General features: G+C 55.5%; 19 protein-coding genes and 2 tRNA genes. 10 read left to right on the forward strand and 11 right to left on the reverse strand.

All coding sequences use genetic code 11. The features are described 5' to 3' along the window. Positions 1-64: 64 nt before the first annotated feature. Both HV318_RS22005 and HV318_RS22010 read right to left on the reverse strand, forming a co-directional pair. Entirely contained in the window at positions 65-571 is a 507-nt protein-coding gene (locus HV318_RS22005; protein ID WP_182274436.1) for a CS1 type fimbrial major subunit, read from the reverse strand. Between the two features lie 77 nt (positions 572-648). Then, complete coding sequence (locus HV318_RS22010) at positions 649-1,392, reverse strand: fimbrial protein (RefSeq protein WP_182274437.1); 744 nt, start codon at positions 1,390-1,392, stop codon at positions 649-651. Positions 1,393-1,701: 309 nt separating this feature from the next. Between HV318_RS22010 and HV318_RS22015 the strand changes: the two genes are divergently transcribed. Together HV318_RS22015 and HV318_RS22020 are read left to right on the forward strand one after the other, a co-directional pair. After that, positions 1,702-2,463 carry a winged helix-turn-helix domain-containing protein gene (locus HV318_RS22015; protein ID WP_182274438.1) on the forward strand — a complete coding sequence of 254 codons (762 nt, stop codon included), beginning with the start codon at positions 1,702-1,704 and terminating at the stop codon, positions 2,461-2,463. After that, the gene (locus HV318_RS22020) at positions 2,463-2,939 is read left to right on the forward strand and encodes a hypothetical protein (RefSeq protein ID WP_182274439.1); all 477 of its coding nucleotides are present in this window, start codon (positions 2,463-2,465) and stop codon (positions 2,937-2,939) included. Before HV318_RS22015 ends, HV318_RS22020 begins: the two co-directional genes overlap by 1 nt. Positions 2,940-2,993: 54 nt before the next feature. Here HV318_RS22020 and yccA read toward each other — a convergent pair whose 3' ends face one another. Further along, positions 2,994-3,653, reverse strand: a complete 660-nt coding sequence (gene yccA, locus HV318_RS22025; protein WP_182274440.1) for an FtsH protease modulator YccA — start codon at positions 3,651-3,653, stop codon at positions 2,994-2,996. Between the two features lie 268 nt (positions 3,654-3,921). On the opposite strand from yccA, the gene HV318_RS22030 reads away from it, so the two are divergent. The 3 genes from HV318_RS22030 (at position 3,922) to HV318_RS22040 (ending at position 6,001) form a co-directional block, all read left to right on the forward strand. Further along, complete coding sequence (locus tag HV318_RS22030; RefSeq protein ID WP_182274441.1) at positions 3,922-5,550, forward strand: ABC transporter substrate-binding protein; 1,629 nt, start codon at positions 3,922-3,924, stop codon at positions 5,548-5,550. A 143-nt stretch (positions 5,551-5,693) separates the two neighbouring features. Beyond that, positions 5,694-5,781: transfer RNA gene (locus HV318_RS22035), tRNA-Ser, on the forward strand. A gap of 132 nt (positions 5,782-5,913) precedes the next feature. Continuing rightward, a tRNA-Ser gene (locus HV318_RS22040) sits at positions 5,914-6,001 on the forward strand. Positions 6,002-6,045: 44 nt separating this feature from the next. Here the strand turns inward: HV318_RS22040 and HV318_RS22045 are convergent. The 3 genes from HV318_RS22045 to hpxO are packed head-to-tail and all read right to left on the reverse strand — an operon-like array spanning position 6,046 to position 9,231. Beyond that, positions 6,046-7,011 (reverse strand): PDR/VanB family oxidoreductase, encoded by a 966-nt coding sequence (locus tag HV318_RS22045; protein WP_182274442.1) that lies wholly within the window; start codon positions 7,009-7,011, stop codon positions 6,046-6,048. Between the two features lie 13 nt (positions 7,012-7,024). Then, complete coding sequence (gene hpxD / locus HV318_RS22050) at positions 7,025-8,059, reverse strand: molybdenum cofactor-independent xanthine hydroxylase subunit HpxD (RefSeq protein WP_182274443.1); 1,035 nt, start codon at positions 8,057-8,059, stop codon at positions 7,025-7,027. Positions 8,060-8,076: 17 nt separating this feature from the next. Continuing rightward, positions 8,077-9,231 carry an FAD-dependent urate hydroxylase HpxO gene (gene hpxO, locus HV318_RS22055; protein WP_182274444.1) on the reverse strand — a complete coding sequence of 385 codons (1,155 nt, stop codon included), beginning with the start codon at positions 9,229-9,231 and terminating at the stop codon, positions 8,077-8,079. Positions 9,232-9,471: 240 nt separating this feature from the next. Between hpxO and uraD the strand changes: the two genes are divergently transcribed. Continuing rightward, positions 9,472-9,972 (forward strand): 2-oxo-4-hydroxy-4-carboxy-5-ureidoimidazoline decarboxylase, encoded by a 501-nt coding sequence (uraD, locus tag HV318_RS22060; protein ID WP_182274445.1) that lies wholly within the window; start codon positions 9,472-9,474, stop codon positions 9,970-9,972. Next, positions 9,969-10,292, forward strand: a complete 324-nt coding sequence (gene uraH, locus HV318_RS22065) for a hydroxyisourate hydrolase (RefSeq protein ID WP_182274446.1) — start codon at positions 9,969-9,971, stop codon at positions 10,290-10,292. The genes uraD and uraH overlap by 4 nt, the downstream gene beginning before the upstream one ends. On the opposite strand, the gene guaD is transcribed toward uraH, so the two are convergent. Both guaD and HV318_RS22075 read right to left on the reverse strand, forming a co-directional pair. Continuing rightward, a complete protein-coding gene (guaD, locus tag HV318_RS22070; RefSeq protein ID WP_182274651.1) occupies positions 10,272-11,588 on the reverse strand; it encodes a guanine deaminase in 1,317 nt (438 codons plus the stop codon). The genes uraH and guaD overlap by 21 nt on opposite strands. 103 nt (positions 11,589-11,691) lie before the next feature. Then, positions 11,692-13,188 carry an NCS1 family nucleobase:cation symporter-1 gene (locus tag HV318_RS22075; RefSeq protein WP_182274447.1) on the reverse strand — a complete coding sequence of 499 codons (1,497 nt, stop codon included), beginning with the start codon at positions 13,186-13,188 and terminating at the stop codon, positions 11,692-11,694. Between the two features lie 144 nt (positions 13,189-13,332). On the opposite strand from HV318_RS22075, the gene HV318_RS22080 reads away from it, so the two are divergent. Genes HV318_RS22080 through puuE form a run of 3 tightly spaced genes read left to right on the forward strand, consistent with a single transcriptional unit; the run spans position 13,333 to position 15,742 of the window. Next, positions 13,333-14,049: a GntR family transcriptional regulator gene (locus HV318_RS22080; RefSeq protein ID WP_182274448.1), complete on the forward strand. Its 717-nt coding sequence runs from the start codon at positions 13,333-13,335 to the stop codon at positions 14,047-14,049. Further along, positions 14,049-14,792, forward strand: a complete 744-nt coding sequence (hpxA, locus tag HV318_RS22085; protein WP_182274449.1) for an allantoin racemase — start codon at positions 14,049-14,051, stop codon at positions 14,790-14,792. The genes HV318_RS22080 and hpxA overlap by 1 nt, the downstream gene beginning before the upstream one ends. A gap of 17 nt (positions 14,793-14,809) precedes the next feature. Then, positions 14,810-15,742: an allantoinase PuuE gene (gene puuE / locus HV318_RS22090; protein WP_182274450.1), complete on the forward strand. Its 933-nt coding sequence runs from the start codon at positions 14,810-14,812 to the stop codon at positions 15,740-15,742. 23 nt (positions 15,743-15,765) lie between these two features. Here the strand turns inward: puuE and hpxZ are convergent, their stop codons facing one another. From hpxZ to hpxX, 3 genes are read right to left on the reverse strand one after another with little or no spacing between them, the layout of a single operon-like run. After that, on the reverse strand, positions 15,766-16,158 hold the full coding sequence (hpxZ, locus tag HV318_RS22095; RefSeq protein ID WP_182274652.1) for an oxalurate catabolism protein HpxZ: 393 nt from the start codon (positions 16,156-16,158) through the stop codon (positions 15,766-15,768). Then, positions 16,158-17,552 (reverse strand): AtzE family amidohydrolase, encoded by a 1,395-nt coding sequence (locus HV318_RS22100; RefSeq protein ID WP_182274451.1) that lies wholly within the window; start codon positions 17,550-17,552, stop codon positions 16,158-16,160. The genes hpxZ and HV318_RS22100 overlap by 1 nt, the downstream gene beginning before the upstream one ends. Next, positions 17,549-17,737, reverse strand: a complete 189-nt coding sequence (gene hpxX / locus HV318_RS22105; protein WP_182274452.1) for an oxalurate catabolism protein HpxX — start codon at positions 17,735-17,737, stop codon at positions 17,549-17,551. The genes HV318_RS22100 and hpxX overlap by 4 nt, the downstream gene beginning before the upstream one ends. Between the last annotated feature and the right edge of the window lie 8 nt (positions 17,738-17,745).

The raw sequence follows: 17,745 nt of genomic DNA on the forward strand, positions 1-17,745 counted from the left end.
TCGACATCATCCTGACGTCAGAGGGTGAGTACCCTCTGACGTTATTCTTTTAGGTGCTGTGGTGTTACGCACCGCCTTCCGTGGTCGTCGCCTGAGTCAGCATCAGGCTGACAACACCGCTGTACTGGCCGGTTTTCAGAATGCCTTTGGTGGTCTGGGAAATCGTCAGAGGCAGCACCGCAGAACCGTTTTCAATGCTGCCCGGGAACAGTTCGGCACCGGTAAATTCGGCATCAGCGGTGGTCAGGGTTTTCTCGCCCAGCTTCACGGTCATCGGTACGGCCTGATCACCTTCCGTATTGGTCAACCGTGCAGCGCTTACCAGACGTACTTTGACGTTACTGGTGGCGGAGTTTGACCAGACCTTGGTATTCACGCGGTAGCTTTCCAGACCGCGGCCCGGTAGATACTGCATATCGATGCTGGCTGGCAGCGGCGTATTATCGGCCTGGGTCAGGTCCAGCTGTGAATCGACGCTGGCGTTGACGGTAATATCTTTTTGGATCGCCAGAACGCTAACGGACGTGGTCATCGCGGCAGCAATCATCAGAGGTTTAATAAATTTACGCATTGATATCTCCATATTTACAAATGAGCACCTTGGCTCTTTAAACAAACCACACGTGGTTTTTTTACAGTGATGTCGTGTTATTGCACGACGGGTAAGTCAGCTTCTTCAGTTGTTTTTTTCACCCAATTGAAGTAGCGGAATTTATATTTCTGGCCTTTAACCTGTGTGAGCGTTTTTAATTTCCGCTCGGTATCCGGGTAAATCGTGGCGTCTTCTTTCACCCATTTACAGGATTCATCTGTATGACAAATACCAATTTCCCTGAGCGGCACGCGCAGAGTACCGTTGTTCTTTAACGTCCCCCGTGTTGGGGAGATTGACAGCGAAACCACGCTTTTTTCCGGAGCGAGGTGCACGAGCGCTCCCCAAATCACGTTGACTCCTAATTTTGCCGTCGCACCAGATTCTTCAGAATGGCCTGCAATAATGCTGTCAGGTTGTTTTACACCCTCAAAATAGACCCGCCAGGTACTCTCCTTTGCCGGAGGCGTAAGGGAGACCAGACGAACCACGCGCATTGCGCCTGCAGACAGGGCGAATTTTTCGGGCGTGACCACTACGCCGCCTTCTTTCCACGATGCCACGTCAATCTCTTTTTCCTGGGGGGTGCCGGGATTAAGAATTTTCTTTTGCCTCACCCGAATGAACTGAATATCATCCGTTTTCGATGCCACTTTTATTTGCGCCGCACCGGAACTGTCCACGTTAAGTTCCATGGGATACACGCTCATATTGGCCATTGTCATTTCGGAGAAAAATGACAGTGACAGCGCGGCGACATAAAAAGCACTTGTCCTATTCACACTATTTTTTTGTTTCACTTTCAGTCTGCCTGCTCCGGGTTCATTCACGGCGTGTTAACACCAGGATGCCGTCAGCATTCGTATCGCTTCAGGGCAGGGAAACTTTAACCAGAACAGCAGGTTGTGAAAATTTGTATTGGTTAACTCTTTATATACAGTTTTTTATCCTGATTTTCTGGATTTAGTGTTGTATAGTTAAGCGAAAATACCGTGACCCAGGATGGGGAGAAAAATTCCTTCTGATGAAAAAGCAAGCAGTTCAGGAGGCGGTTTTCTTGTCGATGTATCAGGGATTAAAAAGCATGCGGTAACAACCGAGAATAAAAGATGTTTTTTATATGCAATAATTCGTTGTTATTTGATCCTGAAGTACGTGCAATAAGTATTGTTGGGCAACCCGAGTCTGTATTAACGCTTTCGACACCAGCCGTTCGTCTTTTACAGGAATTTATTCGATGTAAAGGGCGAGATCTGAGCCGGGAAGAATTGATTACACGCGTATGGGCGGAGTATGGCTTTACCCCGTCGGGAAATAATCTAAATAAAGCGGTAAGCGAATTACGTAAAAGCTTCCACGCGCTGGGCGATGATCACGAGTTTATCGTGACCGTGCCCCGGTATGGCTTCCGCTTTGACGCCGACGTTATTTCCCATCCCGTAGAGAGTGCTCTAGCTGAGGCTCCGCGACTAACACTTCAGCCATTAGTGGAACGGCCGTCGAGATATCAGCGCTTATCCAAAAGGTGGTGGCTGGTTCTGGCTTTATTAACCACACCAGTAGTAGGGGGAAGCCTGTTTTTCAGTCGACAGCTTGAGATAACTGTACCCGCGACGCTAAAACCCGTTAAGGAAAAAATAGCCGGTTGCCGCCTCTGGCTTATTAACGATCAAGGACGACCGCTGGTGCTATCCAAAATGGCCGAGCTGCTGAAGAAAAATAACGTCGCGTGCGACCGCGAGGAGTACAACATTTATTATTTCAGCGCCCGTTTTTCACTTGCCACTGCCGATGAGGTATTTATTGGCTCCTGCCCGGTCAGTGAAACCAGCCTGTGTAAAACTATTCGCTACAAAAGCGGGGCAGAATAATGAAAATCAAACTTCTGTTCGGACTGGGGGGAGCAATAGTCGGGGGGGCGCTTGCGTTCTTTATCTATACGGGTGGAGCGTATAAACGCGATGCCCTGGCCTGCAGCACTGAGTTTAACTTTACGCGCAATGAAGGCAAGGCAAATGAAGTGAAGGTCAATACCATTGCCCAGTTCTATTTTCATCGCAACGGTACCGGTTTGACTACGTACAAAGGTGCTGCAAAGACTGAAGGTCGGGACTTGATCATTGACAGGGACGTAGATTTTACGTGGAAGCGGAGGGACGATGATAAGGTTATTGTCCTGAGCTACACCAAAACCTGGCGTCGACACAATGACAATACCCCCGATGCTCAGTGGGGGAGCTTTGCCTCTCCGACCGCACGCTATTATCTTACGATCTCAGAGCTATCGCCCTCGGTGTGGCTGATTCAGGACCGGCATTACCCCACCTATATTTGCCGGGGTAATTAAGGCATAAAAAAAGGAGAATGCCAGCGGCATTCTCCTTTTTCTTGTTCGTCCTGGTTAATCCCGGCTGGCGAAGCCCAGGATGCTCAGCAGGCTGACGAAGATGTTGTACAGCGACACATACAGGCTCACGGTTGCGCGGATGTAATTCGTCTCGCCGCCGCGAATGATGTTGCTGGTTTCCATCAGGATTGCGCCAGATGAAATCAGGATAAACACGGCGCTAATTGCCAGGTGCAGTGCGGGCAATTGCAGGAAGATGTTCGCCACCATACCTACCAGCACAACCACGATACCCGCCATCAGCATCCCACCGAGGAAGGACATGTCCTTGCGGGTGGTCAGCACGTAGGCCGAGCAGCAGAAGAACACCAGTGCGGTACCGCCCAGCGCCATGCCGATAAGATCGCCCATTCCGGCAGACAGGTATGCGTTCAGCATTGGCCCCAGGATGTAGCCCAGGAAGCCTGTGAAGGCGAACGCAGACAAAATACCCACCGGTTTGTCGGCGGTTTTGTAGGTCAGGAACATCAGACCGTACATCCCCACCAGGGTCAGGATCAGGCCCGGAGACGGCAGCATCAGCACGGTGCTCGCCGTGGCGGTGATTGCAGAAAACGCCAGCGTCAGGCTGAGCATGAAATAGGTATTGCGCAGCACCTTATGGGTACTGAGTAGCGATGTGCGGTCGCGTGAAGATGTAATGATACGATCCATGAGTCACTCTCTATGACAGATGTAATTAACGGCAAGCATAGGAAATGGTACGCCAGTCTCAAAGTGGTTTTACCCATCTTTACTCAGTCTGATAGCGCCAGAGCTGGTTGTTTCTTCTATATAAATTCGGTTTAGCAGAATGAACAGTGGTTTGACGTATTTATTCAGATCAACCTCTTATAGGTTACTGAAAAATATTGCGTTATTGCTCTATGAACGCTAAGAGTTATTTCCGGATCGTCAAAAAACAGACAATAAGGCGAAGGAAATGAAACCACAAGCACGCACCCACTTTACACTCTCTTTGTTAACCGCAGCCATTCTGTGCGCCAGCACGGCGGCCTGGGCGGCTAACGTGCCAGCAGGAACTGTGCTGGCAGAGAAACAGGAGCTGGTCAGGAATAATGGTAACGAACCGGCGTCACTCGACCCGCATAAAGTCGAAAGCGACGTCGAATTCAATATTATCAGCGATTTATTCGACGGGTTAGTCAGCGTCTCCCGGGACGGTGAAATCCAGCCACAGCTGGCAGAAAAATGGGAGAACAAGGACAACACCGTCTGGACGTTCCATCTGCGTCCGGGCATCACCTGGAGCGACGGTACCGCCATCACCGCACAGGATGTGGTATGGAGCTGGCAGCGCCTGGTTGACCCTAAAACGGCGTCTCCATATGCCAGTTATCCCGGCAACATGCACATCGTCAATGGAACTGATATTGCCCAGGGTAAAAAAGCCCCCGACACGCTGGGTGTAAAAGCCATTAATGACACCACGCTGGAAGTGACGCTGACGCAGCCTAACGCGGCTTTCCTGGCGATGCTGGCGCACCCGTCGCTGGTGCCGGTGGATAAAGTGCTGATTAGCCGCTTTGGCGAAAAGTGGACCAAGCCAGAGCATATTGTCACCAGCGGTGCGTATAAGCTGTCGCAGTGGGTGGTGAATGAACGCATTGTGGCCGAGCGTAATCCGCGCTACTGGGATAACACCCATACGGTCATCAATAAGGTGACGTACCTGCCAATCACCTCTGAAGCGTCAGACGTTAACCGCTACAAAGCGGGTGAAATTGATATTGCTTACACGGTGCCGATCAACCAGTTCGCCCAGCTCAGGAAAACGCTGGGCAGTGAGCTGGATGTTTCTCCGCAACTGGCCACTTACTATTACGAGTTCAACACCACCCGGCCGCCGTTTAACGATGTCCGCGTGCGTAAAGCGCTGAACATGGCGCTGGATAAAGACATCATTGCCGGGAAAGTCTTAGGGCAGGGGCAGCGCCCGGCATGGCTTATCAGCCAGCCGGATATTGGTGGCGTCAAGCTACAAGCCCCGGATTACGCCAGCTGGCCGATGGATAAACGCATCGCGGAGGCGAAAAAACTGCTGGCTGAAGCCGGTTTTAACGCCAGCCATCCGCTGAGCTTTAATCTGCTCTACAACACCTCCGAATCGCATCAGCGTATTGCGATAGCCGCCAGCTCGATGTGGAAGAAAAACCTCGGCGTGGAAGCGAAGCTGCAAAACCAGGAGTGGAAAACCATGCTGGATACGATGCACACCCATGATTTTGATGCGGTGCGCTATGCATGGATTGCTGATTATGATGATGCCGCCACCTTCCTGAACAACTTCCGCACCGGCGACAGCGAAAACACCAGTCAGTACAGTAACCCGGACTATGACCAGGCGTTGCTTAACGCTGCGAAAGCGAAAACGCCGGAAGCGCGCGGTAAATTCTACCAGCAGGCAGAAGATCTGTTGGGGCGTGATGTCCCGGCGATCCCGGTCTACCACTATGTCCGTACGCACCTGGTGAAGCCGTGGGTAGGGGGATTCGCGCCAGATAAACTGGGTTACTACTTCACCAGAGATATGTACATCAAAAAGCACTAAGCCGTCAGGTGGACTTTGTGCTGATAAAATGGCCAATGCGTTGTCTATTCAACCGATTAAACGCGTTTTGGCTATTTTTAAAGCGAACGAATGCAAACCCACTTTACAGCGTGCAGTGAGGTGTTTATAGTTCGCCTCACTTAGGAAGCGTGGCCGAGCGGTTGAAGGCACCGGTCTTGAAAACCGGCGACCCGAAAGGGTTCTAGAGTTCGAATCTCTACGCTTCCGCCAAATTCGAAAACCCTGCGATAGCAATATCGCAGGGTTTTTTGCTTTTATACGGCGTGTAAACGCAAGAGCGTAAAATTAGAAAAATTCCTGCTTTACAAGGCGCTAATAGATGTTTATAGTGCGCCTCACTTTGGAAGCGTGGCCGAGCGGTTGAAGGCACCGGTCTTGAAAACCGGCGACCCGAAAGGGTTCTAGAGTTCGAATCTCTACGCTTCCGCCAAATTCGAAAACCCTGTGATAGCAATATCGCAGGGTTTTTTCGTTTTACAGCCCAATCACCAGCTCTCCCGAATGACTCCGCGAACAGCACAGTGCCACCTGCTGATCCACTGCACCTTTCTCCGCTTCCGACTGCACGGTATCCCGGTGATCCACCACGCCATCGATAACGGGCGTCAGGCACGCGCCGCAGATCCCCATTTCACAGGACAGCGGTACCGCCACGCCATTTTCCAGCAGCACCTGGGCGATAGTTTTATCTGCAGGCACTGACCAGCGTTCTCCCGTTGACGCCAGGGTGACCGTGAACACGTTGTGGGTTTCACCGCCAGCGGGGGGCGCAACGGGCTGGAATGCCTCGCTGTGAACGTGCGTTTCTGCCCAGCCGTTAGCCGTGGCAACCTCGCGAACCTTTGCCATAAATTCCGCGGGTCCGCAGGTGTACACATGTAATCCCGCATGTGGTGCAGGCAGATCCTGTGCAAGATGCGTGCGAGGGCTTTCTCCCTCGCAGGAGGCGTGAACAGCGCACTCACCATTGTGAAATAAACGCGATAGCTCGCGGATAAACGCTGCACTTTCACGACTTTTGACGTAATAGTGCAGCGTGAAGGGGGTTCCTGAAGCCTCAAGCTGAAGCGCCATCGCATACAACGGCGTAATACCAATCCCCGCGGCCAGCAGTAAAACGCGCTCCGCCTGATGAAGCGGAAACACATTGCGAGGAGAAGAGATCAACAGCCGTTGTCCGGGGCGCAGCGTCTCGTGGATATAGCGCGATCCGCCGCGTGACGCAGTTTCTCGCCCCACGCAAATGAGGTAGCCCTCGTCCCCGCAGGGTCCGGTCAGCGAATACTGGCGGACAATTCCGCAGGGCAGGTGGACATCAATGTGCGCCCCGGGCTGCCAGTCAGGCAGCGCTTCACCGTTTTCTGCCACCAGCCTGACAGCGAGGCTCTTATTGCCCTGACGCCATAACCCGTCAACGATAACGCTCAACATGTCACCCATCTCACCCCCTCCGTCATACCAGGAAAAACGCGCCAAAACCCATTTTTTTCAGCCCACGGCGGTAGGCAATGGAGCTTTTATCTGCAGGAATGTGAGCTTCAAGGGAGAGATCCAGCGGCAGCCTTTCCGGGCGCTGAGATTCCACCATCAGGCGGTCTTCTTCAAAGATGCGCAGGTTGAAGGCATGCACATCTTCCACGGGGATATGCAGATCAACATTGCGCGCAATGGGGGCAAACATACGGGTGACGCGTGATGATACGGGCGATGCGGCATTCATGATCACCAGACGGGATCCACCCGGAAAGTGGATAGTCAGCGTCGCGGTAAACGGCAGATGCATTTCAAAATGACGCAACCACTGGAAGCCTTCCGGCGCTTGCGTATCCGAATTCGCCGGATAATTGCTTACTGAACTCCAGTAGTCGGCGACAAAGCCAAATGCTGTTTCCTGTGGCTGATATGTCGGTACCTGCTGGTTATCCGGGTCGGCAAAGGTGTCGGTGTGGATCCACGCGAAATGAGCGACATCCAGAAAGCCTTCGACCTGACGGCCAGCAAAGCCGTTAACTTCAAACGCCGGGCAGTTGATCTGCTGAAAACCATCGTCATTCCAGTGCGGCATTGTGGGCAGCGGCGCAGGGTTATCCGGGTCAAACGCCAGGCAGGTCCAGATCAACCCAAAACGTTCCTCCACGGCATAGTTAATCAGATTGAGCTTCGCCGGAACGGGCTGATCGGGGCTGGACGGAATACGGTTGCAGCGACCATCCTCACCAAAGCGCAAGCCATGATAGGGGCAGATAATCCCGTGTTCATCGTGAAATCCCAGCGTCAACGGTACACCACGGTGCGGGCAGACGTCACGGGCGACCACGACCTGATCGTTAATCCGGTAGATGACCAGCGGTTCATCCAGCAGGGTTGCCTTGACCGGTGCAGCGCCGATGTCGCATGCCCGGGCAACCGGATGCCAGCATTGTGCCAGACGCAGCCAATCCTCTGGCTCAAACGTACAATGGGCAGGTGGAGTCGGTTGTATTTTCATGGTTATCCCTCTTACGTTCAGCCTAATGGCCCGCCCTGAATGGTGTCGCACAGACCGTTGATAATGCGCTCTCCGGTCTCTTCTCTCAGCTCCTGATACCAGGCCTGAGTTAGCGCCATATCTTTACCGTGCGTGATGTCGCAGCGTTTGCGGGCCTTCAGCACCAGGTCACGCACCCGCTCGCGGCGCAGCGCTTCGTACTGTCGCAGCGCCAGCTCAATGTTGTGGGTTCCACGCACGCAATCCCCCAGTACCACGGCATCTTCCAGCGCTGCACAGCCTCCCTGGCCGATATCCGGCGTGGTGCTGTGTCCGGCATCTCCCAGGAGTGCCACCTTGCCGCGAACCAGGCTGTTGAAGGGATCGATATCGTGAATTTCGATGCGGTTAGTGGTTTCTGGATCAAGTGCTTCGATAAGTTTCTGCACCGGGGCTGCCCAGCCGCGGAAGTAGCCAGTGAGATCGGCACGCAGGGTGTTGCGATCCTCCGCCAGACCGACAGGGAGCGGGACATCAAAAAAGAAATAGAAGCGTCCGCCAGAGACGGGCATCAGCGAGACGCGCTTACCTTCTCCGACAAAGGTGGTCCACTGGTGGGCAGGGGCAATCTCTTCATCAATCTTCACCAGCCCATTCCAGTTGACATAACCGGCGTAGCGGCGCTCAGGGGTGTACCCCAGCACATAGGGACGTACTGCAGAATGGCTGCCGTCGGCGGCAATCAGAAAATCCCCTGTGGCTGTGCTGCCATCGGTGAAAGTGACGGTGACGCCAGCATCATCTTCAACGACGTGTTCGACACGCTTAGCGAACTGAATGGCGTCGCGCCCCCAGAAGTTAAGCATCTCGCGCTGCAGCTCAGCACGTGATACGGGGCAGGGGCGTCCTCCGGTACGTTCGACCAGCGGGGTAAGGCTAAAGCGGGTCAGGGTATCGCCGCGCCGGTGATCTTTGTAGGCCATAAAACGCATTGGCCCGCCGTAGATCTCCATCATGTCGCCCATACCGAGGTGCTGCATGCATTTCACCCCATTTGGCCAGATGGAGATGGCCGCACCAACGGGCTTGATCTCTTTCACTGCCTCAAACACGGTACAGTCAATTCCGGCGTTCTTTAACGCCACGGCAGCGCTCAGACCACCTATTCCCGCACCAATGACGATCGCTTTCATGCTTCTCTCCTTTTGCAGGGGGTGATGAGAATGAGCAATTTGCGTACCAGGCTGCAGAGTGGGGAAAAGGGCGTTGTGACAGGCCATTATGCACTGTTAAGGTGCGTTATCGCGGTGAGTGTGCTTTTTTATGAATCAATAATTTCCGGTTCTGATATTCGGAATCGACAGTTTCACATCCGCGGCAAGGGTGGCGTGTTTTGTGCAATGCTTAAGGACGATGATTGAAACGGAGCCGCTATGATCACACTGCGCATTTTTAACCAACTGAGCCACGAAGAGGCTCGCGCGCGGTTACTCCCCTGCGTGGCAATTCCCGGCTGGGCTGATGAGCTCGTGCGCGGACGTCCTTATCCCAGTCGGGGCGCATTGTTCCGCGCGGCCCATGCATGCGCGCAAACCTGGGATGAGAACGCGCTAACGCTTGCCCTTCTTGCTCATCCGCGTATCGGTGAGAAACCCGCAGGTGTACAGGCCGAGGCGGCGTTTTCGCGCCAGGAGCAGGGAGCCGTCAATGACCGCGATGCGCTGCTTGCCCAGGCGCTGCGGGAAGGCAATGCGCGCTATGAGGCCCGCTTTGGCCGCGTCTTTTTGATCCGCGCGAAAGGCCGTAGCGGGGAGGATATTTTGCAGGCGCTGGATGCGCGGCTGAAGAACAGCGATGCGCAGGAGGTGCAGGCTGCACTGGCGCAGTTGCGGGAAATTACGTTACTACGGCTGGAAGGAGTGGTTAGCGAATGAGTACGCTAAGTACGCATATTCTCGATATTTCGACGGGTACCCCCGCGCAGGGCGTTACGGTTCATCTTGAACGGGAAGGGGCGTTAGTCGCCACTGGCGTGACCAACGGCAATGGCCGCATTATGGAGTTTGTCCCGCTTCTGACTGCGGGGCGTTACCGGCTGGTGGCGGAGCTGGGAGCCTGGTTTGCCCAAACCGGACGCGATACGCTCTATCCCTGCGCGCAGATTGATTTTGTGATTGGGGAGACGGCAGACGAACACTTTCATCTGCCGTTTGTGATTGCACCTGGCGGGTGGTCAACCTACCGCGGCAGTTGACCACACCCGCTCACCGTTGACCCAGGTTTCGCTGATATTGCGCTCGTCACCCAGGGTCATCAGCACAAACAGTTGCTCGTAGACATCCTTACAGCGTCCGTTACGCAGGCGCTGTAGTGGTGTGACGGCCGGGTCAATAACGATAAAATCGGCCTCTTTGCCCGGATCAAAGTTGCCAATCTTATCGTCCAGCCGCAGGGCGTGAGCGCCTCCCAGTGTGGCATGGTAAAACGCTTCGCTGGCGCGCAGGCGGTAGCTCTGCAACTGACCTACCTTATAGGCTTCTCCCAGCGTACGCAGCATGCTGAAGGTGGTTCCTGCCCCCACGTCAGTCCCGATACCCATTCGAACCTTGCGTTGCCAGCATTCGGGTAAGCGAAACAGCCCGCTGCCAAGAAACAGGTTGGAGGTAGGGCAAAAGGCCACTGCCGAACCCGTGTCATGCAGACACTCCCACTCGCTGTGGTGCAGGTGAATACCGTGGGCAAACACGCAGCGCTCACCGGTCAGGCCGTAGTGGTGATACACATCCAGATAACGCTCGTGTTCTGGCCAGAGATCGCTCACCCAGGCCACTTCGTTAGGGTTTTCGCTCAGGTGGGTCTGCATCCAGGTGTCCGGGAACTCCTCCCTGAGCAGGCTGACTGCCGCGAGCAGTTCCGGTGATGAGGTTGGGGCAAAGCGGGGCGTAATGGCATAACCCAGCCGTCCCCGGTGGTGCCAGCGCTGGATCAGCTCCCGCGTTTGCCGGTAGCTCTGTCTGGCGGTTTCCGTCAGATAGTCAGGCGTGTTCCGGTCCATCATTACCTTTCCGGCAATAAGACGCATATTGAGGCGCAGTGCCTCGGTAAACAGCGCATCGACGGATTCAGGATGCAGCGTGCAAAACACCAGCGCAGTGGTTGTACCGTGGCTCACCAGTTGGTTAACGAAAAATTCCGCTATCTCTTTCGCGTAGCTCTCATCGGCAAACTGGCTCTCCACCGGGAAGGTGTAGGTGGTCAGCCATTCCAGCAATTGCTCACCAAACGCGCCGATCATCTCCGTTTGCGGGTAATGGACGTGGGTATCGACAAAACCGGGCAGCAGCAGCTTGCCACGCAGGTCGGTATAGCCTTTGTGGGGATCAAGGTATTGTTCCCCCTCCTGCCAGGTCATCTGTGCCAGAATTTTACCGCTCTGAATAAACAGCAGCCCGTCGACAAGGTGGCGCGTGTGATGGGCGATAGCATCTGCGTTGTCGCAGACCTGGGTAATATCAAAAAATGCACCGCGGATCGCCGTCTGGTAATTCATCATGGTTCCTGCCTTATTGTTTGCGTAGCGGGGTCATGAGAATGAGCAAAAACGGTGCCAGCCTGAGGACGGCCGCAGTAAAACTGCGGCCGGTGGGGAAGGGTTACTCTTTCTGCGTTGCCACGCGGGAGGTAAACTGCGGATCGGCGGCCTCCTCACGATCTTCACGTGCCAGCCAGCGGTAGGTCACGCCACCGAGGAAGACGCCGATAAACCAGCTAAAGTTCGCCACTTCATGCAGGTCTGGGATAAAGCCGATCACCAGTCCTGCGACAACAGACGGTACCAGTGCGCCGATGGCTTTCGGGTTAAACCCGTTGCGATACCAGTATTTGCCTTCTGGCGTGTCATCGAACAAATCGTTTACGGAAACCTTCCCGCGCTTAATCAGGTAGAAATCCGCAATCAGGATACCAAACAGCGGGCCGATAAACGCGCCGAGCACATCCAGGGTGTAGTGGATAAGCTCTGGTGAGTTGAACAGGTTCCACGGGGTTAACAGGATAGATCCCACGGCGGCAATCATTCCTCCGGTGCGGAAGCTGATCTTCTGCGGTGAGCAGTTAGAGAAATCGAACGCCGGAGAGACAAAGTTCGCCACGATGTTGATCCCGATGGTGGCGGTGATCATGGTCAGCAGACCCACAGCGACGGCCAGATCGTTACCCACGCGGCTGACGGTTTCAATCGGGTCGGTGATCATGCGGCCAAACAGCGACTGCGTACCGGAAACAATCACCACGGTCACGATGGAGAACAGCAGGAAGTTAAACGGTAAGCCCCAGCGGTTACCGCGACGGATTTCACCCATGCTTTTCCCATAGCGGGAGAAGTCGCCAAAGTTGAGCAGCGGCCCGGAGAAGTAGGAGACGACCAGCGCCGTGGCGGTGATCATTTGCCAGGTTTGCTCACCGGTGCTCAGGGATTTGCTGGCAAGGGTAAAGGAGATCCCGTCGAATCCGGTCTTGTATACAATCCATCCCGCCAGTGCCAGCATCACCACGTACACCGCCGGGCCGGCGATATCAATAAAGCGCTTGATGGCGCTCATGCCGTGCCAGAAGACCATCGCCTGCAACACCCACATAATGGCAAAGCAGATCCAGCCAAGATGTGACAGGCCCAGGAACGACGCTGTGGTAAGGCCAGAAAGTGACGGCCAGAACTTCAGCACCACCAGCATCAGGGCGTTGGCAGCCAGCCAGGTCTGAATACCGTACCACGCGAAAGCAATAAGCCCGCGGATCACCGCCGGGATGTTCGCCCCGAAGACGCCAAACGCCTGACGGCTGATCACCGCATAGGGCACGCCCGCCATCTGGCTCGGTTTGGCCACCAGGTTAGCGCACAGCTGCACAATACAAATCCCCACCAGCAGGCAAAGCAACACCTGCCAGCTTGCCAGCCCGAGCGTAAAGAAGCTCGCGGCAACGACATAACCTCCCATGCTGTGGACGTCCGACATCCAGAAAGAAAAGATGTTGTACCAGCTCCAGTTCTGGTCACGCGTTGGTGCCAGATCCTCATTGCAAAGCCGTGGGCTGTAAACCGCACTGGAATCAGCGGCCTTACCTTGCTGCGCGTTTTGTGTATTTGGCATGAAACCTGCTCCTGTGAATGAAAACCCGTTGAGTGGGAGTGCGAACGGTGTTGCAGGATCCAGGCCAAAATAATAAATATTGTATGCAATATTTAATTTTTATGTATACGATTTGCGGATGAAAAGTAAAAAATGGAGTGGTTAATGAACAACGTAAAAAGTCTGCACGCCGCGCCAGACCTGCATGACAAAGACGAATCCATCTTTCAGGCGCTGATGACCGCAATTGTCGAACATCAGCTGCTGCCGGGAAGTAAATTGCCGGAAGAAGCACTGTCCGGGGTGTTTGGCGTGAGCCGCACGGGTATTCGCAAGGTGCTGCAACGGCTCGCCGCTGTGCAAATGGTCACCTTAACGCCCAAACGTGGTGCACATGTTGCCAGCCCGACGGTAGAAGAGGCGCAGCACATCTTTCGCACGCGCGCTTTGCTGGAAGTGGCTAACCTGCCGGACGTGATGGCGCATTGTCAGCCGCCGCATCTGGCCGCACTGGACGCCATCATTCGTCAGGAGCAGCAGGCGCATGAGGCTTACGACGGTCCGGCGGCGATCCGCCACTCCGCCAATTTCCATATCCAGCTGCAGGCCATTTCCGGCAACCAGGTGCTGACTGAGATGGTCACCAGCCTGAGTCAGCGCTCGTCGCTGGTGATTGCCACGTGGGGTGCGCCGTGGCGTCAGGGTTGTCGCTGCAACGACCATGAACAGCTTGTGGAACTGCTGCGCCAGAAAGCGCTCCAGCCGCTCAGTGATGCCTTAATGCACCATTTTGAACATATCGTCGCCAGCCTCTGTTTTGAACGGGCGGGCGAGTGTCTTCCCGATTTTGCCCGGCTGTTTGCCGGCCACAAGGAGTCGTAATGTCGTCTGTCTGTATACAAGTCATCAACCCCAACACCAGCCCCGGAATGACGGAAACCATCGGCGCGGCAGCCCGTGCGGTGGCTGCACCGGGAACGGAGATCCTCGCCGTGTGCCCGGGGGAAGGTGTGCCCTCTATCGAAGGCCACTTCGATGAAGCTATTGCTGCCGTGGGCGTCCTCGAACAGATCAAAAAAGGCAGGCAGCAGGGTGTGGACGGTCACGTTATCGCCTGCTTTGGCGATCCGGGTTTGCTGGCGGCGCGTGAGCTGGCGCAAGGGCCGGTCATCGGTATCGCTGAAGCGGCCATGCATATGGCGACGATGGTGGCGACACGTTTTTCTGTTGTGACCACACTGCCGCGCACGCTGATTATCGCCCGCCATCTGCTGCATCAGTATGGTTTTCAGAACCACTGTGCTGCCCTGCACGCCATTGATCTCCCGGTGCTGGCACTGGAAGACGGTAGCGGTCTGGCGCAAGAGAAGGTGCGGGCCCGTTGTATTCAGGCACTGAAAGAGGATGGCTGCGGGGCGATTGTGCTGGGTTGTGGTGGCATGGCGACGCTGGCGCAGGAGCTGACGCGTGAGCTGCATGTTCCTGTCATCGATGGCGTCAGTGCGGCGGTGAAAATGGTCGAATCGCTGGTGGCGCTGGGGCTGTCAACCAGCAAGCACGGCGATCTGGCGTTCCCGGAGAACAAAGCGTTAAGCGGTAAATTTCAGACATTGAATTCATTTTAATTTTGAGGGGGCTGGTGATGGCGCTTTTTGAACCGAATTACCCGCGCGATCTGCGTGGATACGCGGGCAACCCGCCGCATGCGCAGTGGCCGCAGCAGGCGAGAATTGCCGTGCAGTTTGTTCTTAATTACGAAGAAGGTGCAGAAAACCATGTGCTGCACGGCGATGCCGGGTCAGAGCAATTCCTCTCGGACATCATCGGCGCGGCCAGTTACCCGGACAAACATATGTCGATGGACTCCCTCTACGAATACGGCAGCCGTGCCGGGTTCTGGCGGATCCACAACGAATTCAAAAAACGCGGACTGCCGCTGACGGTCTTTGGCGTGGCGATGGCGCTGGCGCGTCATCCTGATATCGTGGAGGCGATCAAAGCGGCAGATTACGACGTGGCCAGCCACGGCTGGCGCTGGATCCACTATCAGAATATGGATATCCACCAGGAGCGTGAGCATCTGCAAAAGGCGGTGCACGTCCTGACCGATCTGTTTGGCAAACCGCCAACCGGCTGGTACACCGGGCGCGACAGCCCCCACACCCGTCAGCTGGTGGCAGAGCACGGCGGCTTTGACTACGACAGCGACTATTATGGCGACGATTTACCCTTCTGGACGGAAGTGACGTGCAGCGATGGCACCCGCAAACCGCACCTGATTGTGCCTTATACGCTCGATGCGAACGACATGCGCTTTGCGACCGCACAGGGGTTTAATACTGCCGAACAGTTTTATACCTATCTGAAAGACAGTTTTGATGTGCTGTATGAAGAGGGAGAGAGTGCGCCGAAGATGATGTCCATCGGCATGCACTGCCGTCTGCTGGGGCGTCCGGGGCGTTTTCGCGCGCTGCAGCGGTTCCTCGATTATATTCAGCAGCACGATCGGGTGTGGGTCTGTACCCGCCAGCAGATTGCCGATCACTGGCGGGACGTGCATCCGTTTAACAAATAGCGGTGGGTTTTGCCGGGTAGCGGCTACGCCTGTGACATCAAACTCACCTGCGCGGCCACAATCCGCCACCCGTACGGAAACCGCACCCACGTTTGCTGCTGGCGACCAATCCTTTCTGTCCCTTCGCGGGTAAATTCGGTGCTGCACACGGCATAATCTTCCCCAAAGGTGGTGATCACCGTATGGCGTAACGTCCGCTGTAGCCCGGCGGACGGACGTGCGGCGCGAAAGGCGCGGATCTCATCAATACCGTACAGGTTTTCTCCTGCCCCCAGGCGTACGGTATTTTTATCGTGCCAGAACAGTTCATCCAGTACCGCGATGTTATTGCTCACCAGCGCGTCTTCATAGCGGTAAAAGGCTGCCGTGACTTCAGCAACCACCCACGGGCGATTAACGTCATCGTGGTTTATCATCATGCAATCTCCGCAGGACGGGCATCGGTTATGCCACGCTCTTCCAGTACCCGCGCCACCCGCAGGCAGGCCTGTTCATTAAACGGCGCAGCAATCAGCTGCAGGCCAATGGGTGCGCCCTGCGCAGTACGCAACGGGACGGTGGTGACGGGCAAACCTAAAAATGAAATCGGTTGAGTGAGCATCCCCATGCTGGCCCGAACCGGCAGCGGTTGTCCGTTAATTTCCATCATCTGCTCGCCAATCAGCGTGGCGCTGCGCGGTGTCGCCGGGGCGATCAGCACGTCGGCCCGGGAAAATAACGCCTTAAACGCCAGCCTGGCGTGGGTGCGGAAACGCTGCGCCTGAATATACCAGGCCGAAGGGATCATGGAGCCTGCCAACAGCCGTTCCCGGGAGTGAGGCTCAAAGCGTTCAGGCTGGCTGCGAAGCAGGGGCAGATACTGATTTCCCCCTTCGGATGCGCTGATGATAAACGCTGCCGAACGGGCAAGTTCTGCATCGGAGAACTGCAGCTCATCCTGCACTTCGAGCGCCTTCGCGACCCGCGCTACGGCTTCGCGGGCATCATTATCACACCAGGTGTTGAAATAGCCACCGAGCACCGCGCAGCGCAGCCCATCCAGCCCGCGATCAAGTAAGGACCGCGTCTGCTCGCGCGAGCTGTCGGCCTGAAAACCGTCGCTGGTATCACGTCCCTGAAGCGCATCGTACACGGACGCCAGATCGCTAGCGCGACGGGCAAACGGCCCGATATGATCGAGGCTTGCGACAAATGGATGGCTACCGGAACGTGACAAGCGGCCAAACGTGGGCTTTAACCCGAATATCCCGCACAGGGAGGCCGGAACGCGAATCGATCCGTTGGTATCGGTGCCCAGTGAAAAATGGACCAGCCCGGCGGCAACCGCGGCGGCAGATCCTCCGGACGATCCTCCCGCAATGCGTGCCAGGTCGTGCGGGTTGTGCGTTGCGCTGTAGTGGCTGTTTTCGGTGGTAAACCCGTAGGCGTAGGCATCCATATTGACCATTCCCGAAAGTAGCCCTCCCGCGCTCTGCAGCTGGCGCACTGCAAAACTGTCAGTGGCGGCGACCGGGCGCTGGCTGAACAGCTCTGCTCCGGCGAGGGTGGTATGTCCGGCAACGTCAAACAGGTTTTTCACCGCGTAGGGGACACCCGCCAGCGGTGGCAAAGGGCGCTTTTCCCGACGCAATGTATCGATGTTGTTGGCCTCGGCCAGCATTCGCTCTTCGGTGATCGTTGTCCATGCGTTGAGCTGCGGGTGAGTGCGTGTTATCGCATCCAGCGTATGGCGGGCTATCTCATGGGCGCTCAGGTCTCCAGCACTCAGTGCCTGCTGGATAGCGCTGATACTCATCTCGTGTAGCGTCATGCTTTGTATACTCCTGCTATCTCCAGACGGTCATCGAGCGGCAGCGCCATCAGCGGGGCGGCCATGCTGGCAATGCGGTTGAACTGAAGCTGAAGCTCTGCGCGGCGGGCGTCATCCAGTTCAATGTCAAGAACGGACTCCATCTGAGCAAGATATGCACTCCAGTCGGGCTGCGTGGTATTCATCGTGATCT

Origin of the sequence: Enterobacter sp. RHBSTW-00901 (assembly GCF_014103115.1) — a bacterium.
Taxonomy (GTDB): domain Bacteria; phylum Pseudomonadota; class Gammaproteobacteria; order Enterobacterales; family Enterobacteriaceae; genus Enterobacter; species Enterobacter cloacae_P.